The organism is Mesoplasma lactucae ATCC 49193 (assembly GCF_002441935.1).
Lineage (GTDB): Bacteria > Bacillota_I > Bacilli_A > Mycoplasmatales > Mycoplasmataceae > Edwardiiplasma > Edwardiiplasma lactucae.
Map to the genome: position 1 here is coordinate 721,436 of NZ_CP023668.1, position 19,346 is coordinate 740,781.

Sequence of the window (19,346 nt, forward strand, 5' to 3'; positions counted from 1 at the left end):
TAGATTAATCTTTCTAAACTCTATTTTTTATTATTATCTGTCGAATTTTGGTTATTATCAGCATTTGGTGCTGGTGGCATGGTTGTATTTGGTGATTCAACTTTCACAGAAACTGATTCTTTTTCTTTTTTTCTTTTTGGAATAATCATCAATTTGGGAATATTTAAACGATCTTTTAATTGTCTTCAAAGCACATGTTCACGTAAGTAAACAGCAATTTCTTTGGTGTCAGTATATTTGTGATACTCACTTAAAGCAAAGACAATTAATAATGAACTAATAAAGTCAAAAATGATTCCAAAACCAGTTACTAATTTAGATACATCATCATTTTTGAATGGTGTAATTGTTAATAAAGAAGTAATTCCACAACCAAAACCAATTACCCCAATAATGAATGCTGCCATATCAAATTGGAATGATTTCTTTTCATGTTCTACTAGTTTTCTTTTGATTAAGTCAGTTTCATGCTTATTCAAGGAAACATAAATTTTATATCCATAAATAAATGAAATTAAAGCTGACATTAAACTGATGAAGTCAACACATAAAGTTACTATAGTAAAGATTGTTGAATCTTTTGTTCTTGTAGCTTCTGATTCACTTCAGAAATCAACTAAAGCAAATAAACTTAATAATCCAAAAAGTACTCCACATAAACCAAACGATAATGATATTCAGTCGGCTATGGAGACTACTTTTTTGTTTTTCTTGCTATTGTTATGCACAATATCCCTCCAAAAAATCTCACATAAATATATATAATAATCAAAAAAACAAAAAAAGATAGTTTTTCTTCATTTTAAAGAATTAGTTAGTTTTTATATAAGACTTCTTTTCTTTTTAATTTCTTAAAAGAATAATAAAATAACTTCTAATTGAGAAGTTATTTAACAAAATCTAAGAATATTAACACTATTATAATTCTTTCAAATCTCGGTTTGTTAAAACTTCTTACACTTTTGTTATAATTTTTAAGATTAAAGTTTCAAGGAGATATAGGGAATGTTTAAAAAAAAGAATCAACTAAACAGTTTAAACAATGAAATAAATAATGAAGTTAAAACCTTTAATAAGAAATTTGGTAAAAAAGTAAAACATAAGGTAGCTACTAAATCAATTGCAGAAATTCAACAAGAATTGTTTAATAATGGCTGAAGAAATGACACTCTTTCACCATTATCAACTAAACCTTATTGACTATTAGCCGACGATTTAATTCCTAAAAAAGAAACTGTTTTATCAGCTTTATTTGCAACAAATTCTTCATATGCTCCAACTAAGAGAAATTTTTGTTTAATCTTAACTAATAAAAAAATCTATCAAGCTTCTAATATTGGAGATTATAGTAAATCTGTTAAATCTTATTCACCAGAAAAATATAATGGAATGAGATTATGACAAGATAAGTGACTAGAATCATGAATTTATATTGATATTTACTTTTCAAGACTAAGAGTTTGAAAAATTGAAACTGCTGATTCAACATCTTCAATTCACTTTAAATCTCAAGTTTTAAAACAAAGAAAGAAACCTTGAAAAATCAATTCAAATCCAGCAAAACAAGTAGATATGGTAGCTTTAAAAAATGAACTTCGTTTAGATAGCTACAAGATCCCTGGAGAAAAACGTAAATAACTATAACTTGCTATAGAAAAAAATAACAATATTGACTATATAAAATGGCGTTTTAAAAGGCGTCATTTTTTGCTAAAATTAGAACATAATATTCAAAACAGAACATAGAGGTAAAGAAGAATAATGGACTTTAATAAAGGCAAAAACGAAGAAATCAATATTTTTGGTTTAAGTGCTTCACAAGAACTTACAAATGAAATTTGTAATATTTTAGGAATTGAGCAAAAAAGGGCAAAAACTTTAAAATTCGCTGATGGAGAAATCTTAGTACAATCACTTGATTCAGTACGTGGTAAAGAAATCTATGTTGTTCAATCAACAAATCAGCCAGTTAATGAAAACTTAATGGAATTATTAATTGCAATTGATGCATTTAAGAGAGCAAGTGCAGCAAAAATTAATGTTGTAATTCCATATTATGGATATGCAAGACAAGATCGTAAGGCAGGATCACGTCAACCAATTACTGCTAAGTTAGTAGCAGACTTACTAACTACAGCTGGAGCTAATCGCGTAATAACTGTTGATATCCACTCAACACAAACAATGGGATTCTTTGATATTCCGTTTGATAATTTCCAAACTGCACAAACTATTTCAGAAGCAATTATCGATACTATTATTGATAATCATTTAGATTACAAAAACTGTATTTTAGTTTCACCAGATCACGGGGGATTAACTAGAGTTCATAAAGTTGATGAATTTACAAAAGGATTAACTAACGGAGTTGCAGTTATTGCTAAAAGAAGACCAGAACCAAATAAAGCTGAAGTTGAATTCGTTCTTGGAGATATTGAAGGAAAAACTTGTTTCGTAGTTGATGACATGATTGATACTGGAGGAACTATTATCAATGCTGCTAAAGCATTAAAAGATAATGGTGCTAAAGATGTTTATATCTTTGCTTGCCACGGTTTATTTAATGGACCTGCAAAACAAAGAATGGAAGATGCTATTAAATCAGGAGTTGTAAAAGAAATTGTTGTTACAAATACAATTGATATTCCACAAGAAAAACGTTTTGATGGATTAAAAATTATTTCAGTTGCCAACTTAATTGCCCCAATGATTAAAGCAAGCGTTCACGATGAATCTTTATCAGATGTTTATGATGATGCCAAAGACCGTATTCATGAAAAAGTAACTGAATATATTAAGAAGCAAAAATAATAATGAAATTAGTTGTTGGATTAGGAAATCCTGGCAAAGAATACGAAAACACCCGCCACAATGCGGGTTTTATCGCAATTAATTTACTTTTAAAAAAATACGGTTATCAAACAAATAAAACTGAATTTAAAGCTGAAACTTACTATTCAACTGTTAATGGTGAAAAAGTAGTCTTTATGAAACCTCAAACCTTTATGAACCTTTCTGGAGAAGCTATTAGACCTTTTATGGATTATTACAAAGTAAAAGAGGAAGATATAGTTATCATTTATGATGAAAAAGATTTTCCAATAGGAAAAGATCAAATGAAACAATCTGGTTCAGCTGGTGGACATAACGGAATTAAATCAATTATCCAACAAGTAGGGAATCAAAATTTTAATCGCATTAGAATTGGTGTTGGACAACCAAAACCTGGCTATAGTCTAGTTGATTGAGTTCTATCACACTTTACTTCTGAAGAATTAAATTTATTAGAATCAACTTTTGAAAAAATGATTAATTTCGTTAATGATTGAACTAACGGAGATAACTTCAACAAGATTATGAGTAAATATAATCCAATCGTTGAAGCTAAAAAATAAAATACTTGGGAGAGAATTAAATGAACAATAAAAAAACATTTTATGTAACAACGCCAATCTACTATCCTAGTGGTGAATTACACATTGGTCATGCCTACACAACCACATTAGCAGACATTTTAAACCGCTATAAGAAAAATGACGGCTATGAAACTTTCTTTTTAACAGGAAGTGATGAACATGGTGAAAAGATTGAAATTAAATCTGCTGAAATGGGATTACCACCATTACAATTCTTAGAAGAAAAAGTTAATAAATTCAAAGAATTATGAAAAGCTTTAGGAATTCATTATTCAAAATTTATTCGTACAACTGATAAATATCATGAAGATGCTGTAAAAAGAATCTTTACTAAATTATTAGAACAAGGTGATATTTATAAAGGTTTCTATGAAGGAAAATATTGTATTTCTTGTGAAGAATTTCTGACTACAGAACAAATCGATGAAAATGGATTTTGTAAAATTTCACATACTTTACCAACCGATGTTAAAGAAGAAACTTATTTCTTAAAAACTTCTGCATACCAAGAATTTATTACTGATTTATTAAACTCAAACTTTATTATTCCTGACTATAGAAAAAACGAAATGTTAAAAAACTTCGTTGAACCAGGATTAAAAGATCTTTCAGTTACAAGAATTTCTTTCAAATGAGGAATTCCAATTACTGAAGATCCAAAACACGTTATTTACGTATGACTTGATGCTTTAACAAACTATATTACTGCATTAGGTTACATGCAAAAAAATCATGAACTATTTGATAAATTCTGAAGTGAAGATACTGAAATTGTTCAATTAGTTGGAAAAGAAATTACTCGTTTCCATTCAATTTATTGACCAATTATTTTAAAAATGTTAGATCTTCGTATTCCTAACAAATTAGTTAGCCATGGATGAATTTTAAGTAATAACGATAAAATGTCTAAATCATTAGGAAACGTTGTTAACCCAATGGATTATATTGAAGAATTTGGTGCAGATGGATTACGTTTCTATATTGCAAACGAATTACCAATCGATAAAGATGGTAACTTTAGTCGTGAAATGTTCATTGAATCATACAATGCTTATTTAGCAAATAATATTGGAAACCTTATTTCAAGAGTTAACAATATGATTACAAAATACTTCGACGGACATTTAGGTGATGATTTATCAGTTTCTGATGAATTCATTGATAGCAAAATTAGCCAATTAATCGACGACTACAAAGCAAATATGGACAAATATGATATTTATACAGCTACAAGAAAAATCGTTGAATTCTCAGCTATTTGTAACAAATACATTGAAGACAAAGAACCTTGAAATTTAGACAAAGAAAATAAAACAGAAGAATTAAGAACTGTTTTAATGAGTTTACAAAAAGCAATTACTGTAATTAGCTTTTTATTAAAACCAATCTTAGTTTTCACATATGATGACATGATTGAACAAACAGGAATTAAAGATCCTGAAAACTTAACTTATGGAGCATTAAAAACCTTTGATAATTTAAGTTTTAACAAATTAGGGGATAAAAAAGTTTTATTCCAAAGAATCAAGAAATAAACCTTTCTTCTCCTAAAGTTGAAACTTAAAAGTTATATAATATAGGGGAAAATAAACAAATTTTACTATTTTATAGATTGAAGGGAAAAAGAAATGGATCAAAATAATAACAATCGTACAAGCGATAAAGATATCCAACAAAAAACAGCTATTTTCTTACAAATAGTTTATATCTTTTTAGAAATCATCGTTGGTTTCCCATTAATGGTGATTGGAGCAGTTGCTTTATCTCACCCAGATAATTGAGAACATGAAGCAAGACCTGTTAATACTTCTGCACATGGAAGTTATGTTGCAATGGTAGTAGTTGGGGTATTAATCATTTGTTTAATGGCATATTCAATTTATGTTTTATACCGCATGCTACATGAAAGAAAAGAAAACAATGACATTTCTTTAACAACAGCTACAATGGCCGCTACTTGCTTAAATTTCTATGGATTTACTTTAATTCGTGAATCACACGGAATCATTTCAAAAATGAAACAAAGAAAAATCGCTAAGAAAGCTGCTAAAAAAGAAAAAGCAGCTCAAAAACAAGCAGCAAAAGCTCAAAAACAAGCTAAACCAAAAGTTGCTAAAGCAGCAGTTAAATAATATTGACAAACAAAAACACGCAAGAGATTGCGTGTTTTTGTTTTATCTATCAATAATTTTTCGTAGATAATTTTGGTAATCCTTGTGGACCTGTTGCGTCAGTGTAATAATTTAACATAAGTTGATTAATCATTCCATCGTCTTTAACACCAAATTGTTTTATTTGTGACATAACGGTTTGTTTGTCTAAATCGCTCCCACTTCTGAATGTGACTAATTGTCAACCATCTTTCATTGGTGTTGTCATTGCAGACAAGATTCTAAAATAGTTACCTTTTTTAGAATATAGTTGAACTGATTTATAAGACCCATCTTCTAGTTTTCCAAATTCAATATAAGAAACAGTTCTAATATAATTTCCTCGAGAGTCAGTTACATCTACAGTATAAATTTTTCAAGTATAAACTTTTAATTGTTCTTCTAAATCATTAACTTGCTTTTGTAAATTTCTAACTTGCTTTTGTGAATCTTTTAATTGCCCATTTAATTTATCAATTGTGGACTGTTGTTCTTTAATTGTTTGATTTTTATTTTCAATATCAATTTTGTAATCACGAATTTGATTTTGATAATTAATAATTTGATTTCCTAGATCAGCTATTTTTAGATTATCGGCTTCAATTTCATCTTGAGCATCTTTTAATTTTGCAGCTGCGTCATTTAAATCTTTTGTTAATTGATCATTTTTTCTAGTTAAATCATTAACTTGCTTTTGTAACTTGTTTTTGTCAGCAGTTAATCTCTTGTTATCCGCTAAAGCACTGTTCAAATCACTAGTTGTTTTGGTTAATTTATCTTTAGTGCTTTGTAATTCTATTGATTGATCATCATATTTCTTTTGTAATGTCTTTAATTCATCACTTAATTTATCACGATCATTAGTTACATCTTCAAGTTGCTGACCAACTTTTTCTAAGTCTGCTTCTAATTGATCTTTAGCATTAGTTAAAGCAATCTTTTCTTTATTTAATTGTTCAGCTTTTTGTTCTGAAGTTTTTAAATCTTTTTTAGTATTTTCTAAATCAGTTTGTGAAGCTTTTAAATCTTTTGTTAATTCATTGTTTTCACTAGTTAATTTATTAACTTGTTTAGTTAATTCATTTTTGTCATTAGTTAAATCAATGATTTGTTGTTTTGCATTTGCTAAATCTTTGTTGGCTTCTTCTAATGCTTTTTTAGTATTAGTTAATTCAGTAGATTGATCATCATATTTCTTTTGTAATGCCTTTAATTCATCACTTAATTCATCACGATCATTAATTACATCTTCAAGTTGTTGACCAACTTTTTCTAAGTCTGCTTCTAATTGATCTTTAGCATTAGTTAAAGCAATCTTTTCTTTATTTAATTGTTCAGCTTTTTGTTTTTCAACTTTTAATTCATTTTTAGTTTGAGTTAATTCAGCTTCTGAAGCTTTTAATGCTTTGTCTAATCTATTAACTTCAGCTTCTGAAGATTCTAATTGGCTTTGTTTATCTTTTAATTGGTTAGTTAAACTAGCAATTTTTTCTTGTGCTTCTTTATCATTCTTGTCAGCACTATTAATTAAGTTTTGAATTGTTCCCTCAAGAACTTTAATTTCGGTATTTAAACGTGAATTAGTTTCACGTTCTTTTGCTAATTTGTTTTCTGCATCAGCTCTTTCTTGATCTAATTGAGTTGCTTTATTTTCTAATCTATTACGTTGAGCTTCAACACCAAGAAGTTCTTTTTTAGTGTTTTCTAATTGAATAGATTGGTTATCATAATTGTCTTTTAATGTGTCATAACTTGTTTGTAATTCATTTTTTTGTTGAGTTACATCTTCAAGTTGTTGACCAACTTTTTCTAAGTCTGCTTCTAATTGATCTTTAGCATTAGTTAAAGCAATCTTTTCTTTATTTAATTGTTCAACTTCGCTTTCAAGGTTCTTATTATTTGCAGTTAATTTATTAACTTGTTTAGTTAACTCATCGCGTTCACTAGTTAAACTATTGATTTGTTCATCTTTTTGTTTAATTTGAATACCTAAAGTTTTAATTACTTCTTCAAGTATTAAAGCGTTATTTGTTAATGTTTCGTTTATTTTTTGGCTTTCTGCTAAATCATTTTTGGCTTCTGCTAAATCATTTTTAGCAATAGTTAATTGATCTTGTAAATCATTTTTATCTTTAGTTAAATCGATAATTTGTTGTTTAGCTTTTGTTAAAGCATTGTTTGTTTCATCCAAACCAACTTTTAAATCAGCAATAGTTTTTTCTTGAGTTTTGTTAGTATCTTTTAAAGTTTGGTTTTCTGATCTTAATCATCAAATTAAAATATCTGATTGAGTAAGTTTGTCGCTTAAATTATTGATTGTTTTATTTAAGCTTTCAATTTCACTTTTTTGTTTATCAATTTCACTTTCGTTATCTTCAACTTGTTTTGTTAATTTATTTTTATCGTCAGTTAATTCACTGTTCTTTTTAATCAAGTCATTTTTTTGAATTAAAAGTCCTCTAATTGCTAAAGTGTTATTTTCAATTTCATTATTTAAATTAAGAATTTCCTTAGCTGCTGCTTGATTTTGACTAGTTAAAAAATCAATTCTTGTTTGTTTATATTCTAATTGAACTTTAGCATCTGTTAATTGGTCAGATAAATCGCTGTTTTCTTTTTTTAAACGTTTTACTTCTGATTCTCAGTTGTCATTAGGTGATGATTTTATTGAAGTAGTACCACAAGCAACAACAGCACTAGCTGAAGTAGCGGTAATCCCAATTGCACCTAAAATTGATAGTAATTTCTTCATAAAATAATCTCCTCTCTAGTACTTTTAAATGTTTCTCACACACTTAAAAAACTAAGTTTATTTATATATAAAAGTATTTGTTGTTAATCTTTAGTTTTTGTTAGTTTTAAAGCTCTTCCCAAAGCTTTAAAACTGGTATGTTAATTTATTTCATAAACCATAAAAAAGAATCCGAACAAAATCGGATTCTTAATTAAAAGGTTATAATTTGAACCTCTAACGCTTCTTTTTGTAATTAAGTCTCTCGTCAAAATATTAAAATAAAGGTTATCGGTTGGAAATTGAATATATTCTCTCTTTGAAAACGTTTTTCAATAACATAAATTATTATATTAGTTTAAAACTGTTTTTAAATAAAATTGTTGCATTAAAAAAATGCGTTTTTTTTATTAATTTTCTTTAATTATTTCTTCTCTTTTTAAGGATTATTTAAAACCTTGATTTTATGCTAAAATTTATCTAGTTTTGATTGTCAAAGAGTTAAAACTTTTTCTAAGTTATATGTCAAAGATATAACTTTTCTAAAAATAAAATTATAAAAATATTTAAGAAAAGAAATGAGAATCAATAATATGAATGACAAAAATTATGATGTCGTTGTTGTTGGTGGTGGACATGCAGGAGTTGAAGCTGCCTTAGCTTCAGCTAGAATTGGGAAAAAGACTGCTTTAATCAATTTATATGATGACAAGATCGCAACAATGCCATGTAACCCTTCTGTTGGAGGACCTGCTAAAGGAATCGTCGTAAGAGAAATCGATGCTTTAGGTGGAGAAATGGGTAAAGCAGCAGATGCTACTGCTTTACAAACTAAATTACTAAATTCATCACGTGGACCTGGAGTTTGAGCTTTAAGAGTCCAATCTGATAAATTGGAATATTCAAAATATATGGAAAACAAAGTTAAATCTACAGAGAACTTAGATTTAATTGTTGGGGCTTGTGAAGATTTAATCGTTGATAAAGATACAATGACAGTTAAAGGAATCGTTTTACAAGACGGAAGTAAGATTATGGCTAAAGCTGTAGTTTTAACTACTGGTACTTATTTAAAATCACAAGTTTTATTAGGACATGATTCACATGAATCAGGACCTAATGGAGAAATTACAACAAGTGGAATTTCTAAAGCTTTAAAAGACTTAGGATTAGAGTTATATCGCTTTAAAACTGGTACTCCACCAAGGGTTTATCAAGATTCAGTAGATTTATCAAAGGCTACTAAAGAACCTGGAACTGATGCTAAATTAGCTTTCTCAAGTAGTACAAAAGAATTTACACCAGTTGAAGATCAAGAATTATGTTATTTAATTCATTCAACTCCAGAAACTAAAAAGATTGTTGAAGAAAACTTACAAAAATCAGCTATGTATTCTGGTAAAAAAGTTGGAACAGGACCAAGATATTGTCCAAGTTTTGAAGATAAAATCGTTCGTTTTAATTCCAAAGAAGAACACCAAATCTTCATCGAACCTGAATCATTAAGTTTAAATACTTGATATGTTCAAGGGTTTTCAACATCAATGCCGATTGATGTTCAAGATAAAATGTTAAGAAGTTTACCTGGATTTGAAAACGTTAAAGTTCATAAATGAGCTTATGCAATTGAATATGATTGCATCGATCCTCAACAATTAAAAAGAAGTTTAGAATTAAAAAATGTTCATGGTTTATTTACAGCTGGACAAATTAACGGGACTTCTGGTTATGAAGAAGCTGCTGGACAAGGATTAATGGCTGGTATTAATGCTGCAAGATTAGTTGATGGTTTAGAACCATTAATCTTAAAACGTGATGAAGCATACATTGGAGTTATGATTGATGACTTAGTTAATAAAGGAGTTTGAGAACCTTATAGATTATTAACTAGTCGTGCTGAACACAGACTATTATTAAGAAATGATAATGCAGAAGAACGTTTAAAAGAATTTGGACATGATGTTAACTTAGTTAAAGAAGATGAATGAAACGAATATTTAGATAATCAAGCTAAAGTTGCTAAAGCAACTCAAGACTTAAAAGATATTCGTTTCTCACCAAAATCAGAATTAGCCATTGAATTAGTTAATAATGGTGAAGCTGTTATTAACCAAGGATTAAGTGCTTATGAAATTTTAAAACAACCAAAAGTTGATATTAATAAATTCAAAGCATATGTTCCTAGTTTAAATGATCTTTCAGATACCTTGTTACAATCAGTTTTAATTAACTGTCGTTTTGAAGGCTATGTTAAAAATGAAAAGAAACAAGCTGAACGTTTTAACAAACTAGAACAAAAATTAATCCCAAATGATATTAACTATGACTTAGTTGAAAATCTGGCTACAGAAGCTAGACAAAAACTAGAAAAAGTAAGACCTTCATCAATTGGTCAAGCTTCAAGAATTACTGGAGTTAATCCAGCAGATATTCAAATGTTATTATTCTACTTAAAGAATAATTATGCAGATGACGCTAAGAATAATCGCAATTAAAAAATTTATTCTAAAAATAAAATAATTTATCAAAACATACGTTTGTTATAAAATAAACGTATGTTTTTATTTAGTTTTAAATAAAAAAGAAGGATTTATATTAGAAAACTTATAAATTGGGTTTTAATCTAAAATAATTTATATTAGTATAAAGAATATTAAAAAATAAAATAAGTAATAAATGAAAGGGAAAAGATGAAGAAAAAAGGTAATAGGAAAGCATTTGAGTTTTTAACTTTATTTGTTATGGTTATTGGTTCTGTAATTGGTGCTGGTATTTATATTAAAAATAGTAGTATCGTTAAAGAAACGGGAAATCCAATCATAGCCATAATTTTATGAGTTATAGTCGGAATAATTTGTACATTAGCTATTATTGTTTTCATGGAAATAGCATCAGCTACAAAAGATGTTGGTAATGGTACAGCTCCAAACTGAGCTAAGATTTTTATCAACCGCAAGACTGCTTCATTTTTTAGTTTAGTTTATACAATTATTCTTTGACCTTCTTATTATTCTTTATTTGCAGGAACTTTTGTCTACTACATGTTAGTTTTAATTGGAGTAGATTTATCTGCTGGTAGCCAACTAGCAATTTATTTAAGTTTAGGAATCTTTTTATTAGTAGGGTTCTACTTATTTAATGGATTATTACCAAAATACTCTAAATGAGTTCAAATTGGTGGAAACATCTTTAAATTCATTCCTTTATTAATTGCACTTGTAGCAGGATTTTGTATGATTGATAGCAACTCTGCAATGTTCAATGGGGGATTTAACGGAGCTGAATGATCTGAAAAACAATGAGAAGCTTCAAGTTTCTTTAGAGGGTTTGGTGGAATCTTATTATCATTTGATGCCTTTTATTTCATAGCCAATTCACAAAAAACAGCAAAGAATAAAGATGTTGTTCCTAAAGCTTTATTTGTTGGAATGGTCTTTGCAGCATTATTTTATGTATTAATGGCTGTGTCATTATTCTTAGGTTCACCTGATGGATCAATCTTTGAACTATTTGCAAAAATGTTTGGAGAAGATTCTAAAGTATCTGCTATCTTACCTCCAGTATTAATGATGATAATTTGCCTATTATCCATCAATATGTTTACAGCATTTGGAATGGCTAACTTAGAATCTGATGTAGAAGCTAAACTTGTTTATGTTGGAAAACGTAGAGGAAAAGTAAGTTTATTTAAATGCGGAAGCGTACAAATCATTTTTACAGTTATAGTTTATGTAGCCTTTACTTTAATGGGATTCTTTATACCTAGAGCAGGATACTCATGAGGAAGTTTTTCTAACTATAATAAAGATGGAATTCTTGCTATAGCAGACCAACCTACAGACTTCTTAAGTATCATGGGTTCTGTAGCCGCAATTCTTTCATTCGTAATGGTAGATATTTTAATCTTTGCTTGCTTAGTAAATAGAAAAACAAATAAAGTTAAAGTCGACAGATACAAAGGTGTACCAGTTTTAGGTACTATCTCTGGTATAGCTATAGCCGTATTTATTATAGGTGGTCTATACACATATATCGATGTAGACCCTAAACATGTAACGCCATTTAAAGACACTATAGGTCTATACTTCTTAATATTATTTATAGCTATGCTAGCTATAGTAACAATCGCATTCTTTATTCAAGAAGCCTTATTCAAGAAATATCCATTTAAAGATGGATTTGACGGTTACTTAGAAGGCGAAGATCCTATTCCGTTCTTCTTTAAAATAAACCCAATTCAAAACTATTTCACTAAAAAAGGTGAAGAAGAAATCTATGATGATGAACATCCTAGATCCCATAAACGTTCTAATAATAAGTAAATAACCTATGATTAGAATTTTACATATACGTTTGTTATAAAATAAACGTATATTTTTTATATAATATTATTCAAATAGAAAGCTGCAATATATGAAGAAATTCTCAAACACAAAAGCATTTGAGTTTATGACTTTGTTCGTAATGGTTATTGGTACTGTAATTGGTGCTGGTATATACATTAAAAACACTGAAGTTCTTAAAGCAACACAAAACCCCATTATTGGGATTATCTTATGAGCTATAGTTGGTATAGTCTGTGTTTTATGTGTTCTTGTGTTTATGGAAATTTCTTCTGCAACAAAACATTTTGGTAATGGTACTATAGCTAACTGAGCCAAAATATTTGTTAATAGAAAAACTGCATCTTACTTTAGTCTTTTATACACAATTATTATTTGGCCAGCTATGTATTCTTTATTTGCTGGAACATTTATATTCTATTTACTTAAATTAATGAATGTAGAAATGTCTAGTGGAACTCAATTAGCCATTTACTTAGGATTAGGAATCTTCTCAATGATTATGCTATTCCTATTCAATGCCTTTTTACCTGCTGGTTCTAAATGAGTTCAAGTAATTGGTAATGCATTTAAGTTCATTCCATTATTCGTAGCTCTTATAGCTGGATTTTGTATGATTAATGATAACTCTGCAATGTTTAATAATGGATACAAAGATAGTACTTGATCAACTAGTGACTGAGAACCATCTAGTTTCTTTAGAGGGTTTGGAGGAATCTTATTATCATTCGATGGATTCTATTTAATTGCTAACTCTCAGAAAACTGCTAAACATAAAGAAGTTGTACCTAAAGCGTTAATGGCTGGTATGACATTCGCTGCATTATTCTATGTATTAATGGCTGTATCGTTATTCTTAGGTTCACCAGATGGTTCAATTTTTGAACTCTTCGCTAAGATGTCTGGTGGAAATGCCACTGTAGCAAGAGTTATTCCTGCAATAATTATGATGCTTATTTGTTTATTAAATTTAAACTCATTCACAATGTTTAGTATGTCTAACCTAGAATCAGACGTTGAAGCTAAACTTGTTTATACAGGTGTGCGTAGAGGAAAAATTAGTAACTTTAAATCTGGGTTAGTTCAATTGACTGCTTCAATAATAAGTTATTCAATTTATATCTTAATGGGATTCTTTATTACAAGAAATGGCTATGGTGGTTGAGATAGCGCAAAACATGCTATAGACCAAGCTGTAACGGATTACACAGGGATCATGGGTTCTGTAGCCGCAATTCTTTCATTCGCAATGGTAGATATCTTAATCTTTGCTTGCTTAATTAATAGACGTACAAACAAAGTAAAAGTTGAGAAATATAAAGGAGTTACAATATTAGGAACTATCTCTGGTATAGCTATAGCTATATTCGTTATTTGTGGTATTTATACTTTTATTGATAGTGATCCAACTCATAGCACTAAATTTAGTGATACAACAGGAATGTACTTCTTGATATTGTTTATAGTCATGATGGTTTTTGTGACTATAGTATTCTTTATACAAGAAGCCCTGTTCAAGAAATATCCATTCAAAGATGGATTTGGAGGTTACTTAACAGAAGAAGACCCAATGCCTTTATTAATTGCAATCAATCCAATTAAAAACTACTTCACTAAAAAAGGCCAAGAAGAAGTTAAACAATACGAACAACAAGATAAGCCTAAGAACAAAAGAAAACGAAATTAAGAAAATAATAACCACCTTCTATCATGATAAAATTAACTTATTATGAATAAGGTGGTTTTTTAATTTATGCGTATGAATTGACCTAATCGTTTAACATTATTGCGATTATTACTTGTTCCTGTGGTTGTAGCCCTAATTTTAGTTTCTTACTATGCAGAAATTAATTCAGGAACTGGTGTTTGAAAATGATATTTCCAAAGTGGTGACTATCAGTTACCTAAATTAATGATGGCGGCAGGAATTGTGTTTATTGTTGCTTCATTTACAGATTTCCTAGATGGATATCTAGCAAGAAAATATAATCAAGTAACTGACTTTGGTAAGTTCTTTGATCCCATTGCAGATAAATTATTAGTTAACTCTGTATTAATCTTATTTGCCGTAACAAAAATGTTACCAGTTTGAATGACATTGATTCTTATCTTGAGAGACATCTTTGTCGACTTTATTAGAATGACTTTAGCAAAGAAAAATGTTACTCTGGCAGCAGGAATTTATGGAAAACTAAAAACTGTATTCCAAATGGTAGGGTTATCACTTTTATTCTTTGTTAACTATACATACTTCGAATTATCTTCAAACGCTGGTTTATCAAGCGAATACGGATGAATGAACCAAGTTGTAATGATTCCAATGTACTTAGCAACATTCTTCAGTATCTTTAGTGGTTGTGTTTACTTCAAAAATGGTTATAAATACTTATTTAAAGATGGAGAAAAACAAAATGGAACAAAAAAATCAACAAAATAATACTTTCGATAATTGAAGTATTTTTGATGAATGTAAAAACATTAATTTAACTGATGATATTAAAAAACAATTAAATGATTACTATAACTTAGTTGTAGAAGAAAATAATAAATACAACTTAACTAGAATCACTGATGAAAATGACTTCTATGAAAAACATATCGTAGACTCATTATTATTCACAAACGTTTATCCAATCTATGATCAAAAGATGGCAGATATTGGATCTGGAGCAGGGTTTCCTGGAATTGTATTAAAAATATTCTTCCCAGAAACAAAAATAACTTTAATTGAATCAAACAATAAAAAAGCAAACTTTTTAAATCTAGCTATTTCTAGATTAGGTTTAAAAGATATTGAAGTATCAAGTGAGAGAGCGGAAGTATTTTCAGTAGAACATAAAGAAGAATTTGACGTAGTTATTTCAAGAGCTGTAGCTTATCTAGATATCATTCTAGAAATCGGAGTTCAAATGCTTAAAGTTGATGGAGTTTATATTCTATTAAAAGGACCACGTGCACAAGAAGAAATGAATAATAGCGGTAATTTACCAACTAAACTAAATTTAAGCTTGAAAGATACACAAATTTTAAGCGATACAGGGTTTGGAACAAGAGTAAATCTGTTCTACCAAAAGAATGGTCATACAGATGCAAAATACCCACGTAAATACGCAACTATTAAAAAAGAAAGCGGAATTAATAAATAGTCAGGTCTTAAAATAACTTGGCTATTATTTTAAATGCGATAAACTAAATAGAGTAAAAGTAGAGAAAGAGGAAATAAAATGGCATTAAAAGTAGGAATCGTTGGTTTACCAAATGTTGGTAAATCTACTTTATTTAACGCAATTACCAATTCAAAAGTCGAAGCTGCAAACTATCCTTTTGCAACTATCGAACCAAACGTTGGAGTTGTAGAAGTACCTGACAAAAGAATTGATTTTTTAGCTGAAAAATTTGGTTCTAAAAAAATATTAAGAACAACAATTGAATTCGTAGATATTGCTGGTTTAATTGCTGGGGCATCTAAAGGAGAAGGTTTAGGTAATGCCTTCTTAGCAAATATTCGTGAAACTGACGCAATTTGTGAAGTTGTTCGTTGTTTTGATGATAAAGATATTACACACGTGGAAGGTAGTGTTGATCCTATCCGTGATATTCAAATCATCAACTTAGAATTAATGTATGCTGATGAAGCTACAATTGACAAAAGAATGGCAAAAGTATTACCAAAAGTTAAATCTAATACCGATAAAGATGCTAAAGCAGAATATGCGTTATTAGAAAAATGTAAACAAACATTAACTGATGGTAAATTATTAAATACTTTAGAACTTTCTGATGAAGAAAACAAAATACTAAAAGGTTTCCAATTATTAACTGCTAAACCATTTATTTATGTAGCAAACGTTGGTGACGATGACTTAGCTGAAGATAATAAATATGTAAAAGAAGTTCGTCAATTTGCAGAAGAAAACAATGCAAAAGTTGTTAAGATTTGTGCAAAAATTGAAGAAGACTTAACAGAAGCTTCTGATGAAGAAAAAAGAGAATTCTTAAAAGACCTTGGTGCTAACCAAACTGGATTAGATGAATTAATTCAAGTAGCATACCAAACTTTAGGATTAATTACTTACTTTACTGCAGGTCCTCAAGAAGCACGTGCATGACAAATTAAACAAGGTTGAACAGCTCCACAAGCTGCAGGAGCAATTCATACTGATTTTGAAAAAGGATTTATCAAAGCTGATGTTTACTCATATGCTGACTTTGAAAAACTAGGTTCAGAAAAAGCTGTTAAAGATGCTGGAAAAATGCGTCTAGAAGGAAAAGGTTATGTAGTTGAAGATGGAGACGTATGTTTCTTCAAATTCAATAGATAATCTTGCTATAGGATAATAAAAAATACTTGCTATAAGAACTTATAGCAAGTATTTTTTATTATTTAGCTTTCTTTGTAGCTGGTTTTTTCTTTTTAGTTGTAGTCTTACGTTTTTTAATTGTTTTCTTTTTAGGTTTGTCATCTTCATCAGTTTTTTCTGGGATAACGTATTCTTTTCAAGAACCATCTGATTGTTCATATTCTCTATATGAACATCCTGTAATAGGGAAGTTTGAACATCCTCTACCACGGTTGAAGTAAGAACGAATGAATACTAAATGACCTTCGTGACACTTAGGACAAATTTCATCACTTTCTTCTACAGCTTTTTCTTTTTCTTCTACAACTTTTACAGATAAGTTATCGTAGATATTTTTTAATCATGGTTTATATTCCATTTTACCTTCAGCAATCTTATCTAAAGTTTCTTCCATTTCAGCAGTATAGTCTAAGTTAAATTCTTCTGGGAATTCTTTGTATAGATAATCATCTGCAATATATCCAAAGCGTTCAACTTGAATTGGTTTACCTTTGTGGTATTTAACATATGAACGATCTTGTAATTTAGAAAGAATAGGGTTGTAAGTAGAAGGTCTACCAATTCCTAATTTCTTTAATTCTCTAATTAAAGAAGCTTGGTTATACATGTTTGGTGGAGAAGTTTTTGCATCTTCTTCAACAATCTTGCTTGGGTCAATCTTAATTACAAAACCTTTATCTTGTGCTAATTGAGGTGCTGTTTCATTATTTTTTACAACAATTTCATCATTGTCATCTAATTCAATGTTTTCATCACTTTTATCAATTGAAAGTTCTTGATAACCTAAGTTTTTAACTTCTTGTCATGATTGTTTAAATTCATAGCCATTGTTATCAAAAGTTCATCTGTGGTTAACTCCACTAGGACCATGCATTAATGATTTCAAAGTATTTCATCAAATTAAGTTATAAACACGTTTTTGTAAATCGTTTTCTAATTTATGATCAACTAATCACGGTGCATCAGAAATGTGAGTTGGACGAATAGATTCGTGGGCATCTTGAGTATTTGCTTGTTTACCTTTTGGTTTTAAAGGATATGCAAATAATTCTTCTTTATAGTTTTTAGCAATATAGTTTTTTGCTTCATGAATAAAGTCATCACTATATCTTTGTGAATCTGTACGGATATATGTAATTAATCCTTCTTCATATAGTTTTTGAGCAGACATTGTAACTTGTGCTGCACTTAAACGTAATTTAGTAAATCCATCTTGTAGTAATCCAGCGGTTGAATAGGGTTTGAATGATCTTGTTTCAAATTCAGTTCCTTTGTAATCAACACAGTTGTAATCTTCTGTTAAAGCATCAAGAACTTCTTCATCTTTTGGTGGAACTAAATAATAAGTATCAGGTTTATTAATTAAAAGCCCTTCATCATCTTTATTTAAATCCAGGTGAATGTTTTTAGATTCATCAATTACTTTAATTCTTTTATATTTAATTTCTTCAAAGGCTTTAATTTCTCTGTCTCTATCAACAACAAGTTTTAAAGCAGGTGTTTGCACACGTCCAGCACTTAAAAGTCCTGTAGCTTTTTGTAAAACTCCTGAAACTAAGAAACCAATAATCTTATCTAACATTTGTCTTGAGATAGCAGCATTTACTAAATCCATATCAATTTCTCTTAAATGATCAAAAGCATCTAAAACAGCTTCTTTAGTAATTTCATCAAAAGTCATACGTTTGATGTTTTTATTCTCACCATCAAATAAGTTCTTTAAGTGTCAAGCAATTGCTTCCCCTTCACGGTCAGGGTCGGAAGCTAGAATAATTAAGTCAGCTTTTTTACCAGCTTTTTTAATTGCATTAATTTGTTTAGTTTTTGAACGGTCATTAATAAAGATTGGTGTCATTGTTTCTGTATCAATCCCTAAGTTATTTTTCCCTCTGTTAGCAATTTTAGTAATGTGTCCAACACTTGCTAAAACTTCAAATTCATCTTCTGGATGTCCTTCTTCTAAGAACCCTTTGATTTTGGCAACTTTAGTTGGTGATTCGACTAATACTAAAATTTTTGGTTTTTTAGCATTAGAAACAAACTTCACACCTTCATTAGTTAACTTGTTAACAACATCATTAACTTCATCATCACTAATGTTTGTAAAAACTGTGTGTAAGGCATCAATTAAATCTTCTTTAGCAATAGTATTGTCATTCATATCTAAAAAAGTTTTTACATATTCTAAGAATTGATCTAAAGTTTTAATTCCTTTTAATCTTGTCTTCACGTTTAATTTTTTCATTTTTGTTGGCATATTAAGCTCCTTTTAAAATTAGTTACTTACTACGTAAGTAAGGAAACGTTTATTCATTATTTAAAATGATAAATCGAAAATTTTCTCT

General features: G+C 29.0%; 14 protein-coding genes. 11 read left to right on the forward strand and 3 right to left on the reverse strand.

From position 1 onward, the window contains the following. Nucleotides 1–20: 20 nt before the first annotated feature. Nucleotides 21–728 carry a hypothetical protein gene (locus tag CP520_RS03195; protein WP_096863005.1) on the reverse strand — a complete coding sequence of 236 codons (708 nt, stop codon included), beginning with the start codon at nucleotides 726–728 and terminating at the stop codon, nucleotides 21–23. A gap of 277 nt (nucleotides 729–1,005) precedes the next feature. Between CP520_RS03195 and CP520_RS03200 the strand changes: the two genes are divergently transcribed. The 5 genes from CP520_RS03200 to CP520_RS03220 all read left to right on the forward strand — a co-directional run bounded on the left by CP520_RS03200 (nucleotide 1,006) and on the right by CP520_RS03220 (nucleotide 5,548). Next, a complete protein-coding gene (locus CP520_RS03200; protein ID WP_096863006.1) occupies nucleotides 1,006–1,638 on the forward strand; it encodes a hypothetical protein in 633 nt (210 codons plus the stop codon). A gap of 123 nt (nucleotides 1,639–1,761) precedes the next feature. Then, complete coding sequence (locus CP520_RS03205) at nucleotides 1,762–2,811, forward strand: ribose-phosphate diphosphokinase (protein WP_096863007.1); 1,050 nt, start codon at nucleotides 1,762–1,764, stop codon at nucleotides 2,809–2,811. A gap of 2 nt (nucleotides 2,812–2,813) precedes the next feature. Continuing rightward, entirely contained in the window at nucleotides 2,814–3,395 is a 582-nt protein-coding gene (pth, locus tag CP520_RS03210; protein ID WP_096863008.1) for an aminoacyl-tRNA hydrolase, read from the forward strand. Nucleotides 3,396–3,415: 20 nt separating this feature from the next. After that, a complete protein-coding gene (gene metG, locus CP520_RS03215; protein WP_096863009.1) occupies nucleotides 3,416–4,951 on the forward strand; it encodes a methionine--tRNA ligase in 1,536 nt (511 codons plus the stop codon). Nucleotides 4,952–5,044: 93 nt separating this feature from the next. Further along, complete coding sequence (locus CP520_RS03220; RefSeq protein WP_096863010.1) at nucleotides 5,045–5,548, forward strand: hypothetical protein; 504 nt, start codon at nucleotides 5,045–5,047, stop codon at nucleotides 5,546–5,548. Nucleotides 5,549–5,594: 46 nt separating this feature from the next. On the opposite strand, the gene CP520_RS03225 is transcribed toward CP520_RS03220, so the two are convergent. Further along, nucleotides 5,595–8,318 carry a lipoprotein gene (locus tag CP520_RS03225; protein WP_096863011.1) on the reverse strand — a complete coding sequence of 908 codons (2,724 nt, stop codon included), beginning with the start codon at nucleotides 8,316–8,318 and terminating at the stop codon, nucleotides 5,595–5,597. A 572-nt stretch (nucleotides 8,319–8,890) separates the two neighbouring features. Between CP520_RS03225 and mnmG the strand changes: the two genes are divergently transcribed. The 6 genes from mnmG (at nucleotide 8,891) to ychF (ending at nucleotide 16,962) form a co-directional block, all read left to right on the forward strand. Then, a complete protein-coding gene (gene mnmG / locus CP520_RS03230) occupies nucleotides 8,891–10,792 on the forward strand; it encodes a tRNA uridine-5-carboxymethylaminomethyl(34) synthesis enzyme MnmG (protein WP_096863012.1) in 1,902 nt (633 codons plus the stop codon). 195 nt (nucleotides 10,793–10,987) lie between these two features. Further along, nucleotides 10,988–12,619, forward strand: a complete 1,632-nt coding sequence (locus CP520_RS03235) for an APC family permease (RefSeq protein ID WP_096863013.1) — start codon at nucleotides 10,988–10,990, stop codon at nucleotides 12,617–12,619. 91 nt (nucleotides 12,620–12,710) lie between these two features. Continuing rightward, a complete protein-coding gene (locus tag CP520_RS03240) occupies nucleotides 12,711–14,327 on the forward strand; it encodes an APC family permease (RefSeq protein ID WP_096863014.1) in 1,617 nt (538 codons plus the stop codon). 66 nt (nucleotides 14,328–14,393) lie between these two features. Continuing rightward, nucleotides 14,394–15,077 carry a CDP-diacylglycerol--glycerol-3-phosphate 3-phosphatidyltransferase gene (gene pgsA / locus CP520_RS03245; RefSeq protein ID WP_096863015.1) on the forward strand — a complete coding sequence of 228 codons (684 nt, stop codon included), beginning with the start codon at nucleotides 14,394–14,396 and terminating at the stop codon, nucleotides 15,075–15,077. Further along, the gene (rsmG, locus tag CP520_RS03250; RefSeq protein ID WP_096863016.1) at nucleotides 15,052–15,786 is read left to right on the forward strand and encodes a 16S rRNA (guanine(527)-N(7))-methyltransferase RsmG; all 735 of its coding nucleotides are present in this window, start codon (nucleotides 15,052–15,054) and stop codon (nucleotides 15,784–15,786) included. Before pgsA ends, rsmG begins: the two co-directional genes overlap by 26 nt. 78 nt (nucleotides 15,787–15,864) lie before the next feature. Beyond that, on the forward strand, nucleotides 15,865–16,962 hold the full coding sequence (gene ychF / locus CP520_RS03255; RefSeq protein ID WP_096863017.1) for a redox-regulated ATPase YchF: 1,098 nt from the start codon (nucleotides 15,865–15,867) through the stop codon (nucleotides 16,960–16,962). 58 nt (nucleotides 16,963–17,020) lie between these two features. Here the strand turns inward: ychF and topA are convergent, their stop codons facing one another. Further along, nucleotides 17,021–19,258, reverse strand: coding sequence for a type I DNA topoisomerase (gene topA / locus CP520_RS03260; RefSeq protein WP_245832609.1), 2,238 nt, complete (start codon nucleotides 19,256–19,258; stop codon nucleotides 17,021–17,023). Between the last annotated feature and the right edge of the window lie 88 nt (nucleotides 19,259–19,346).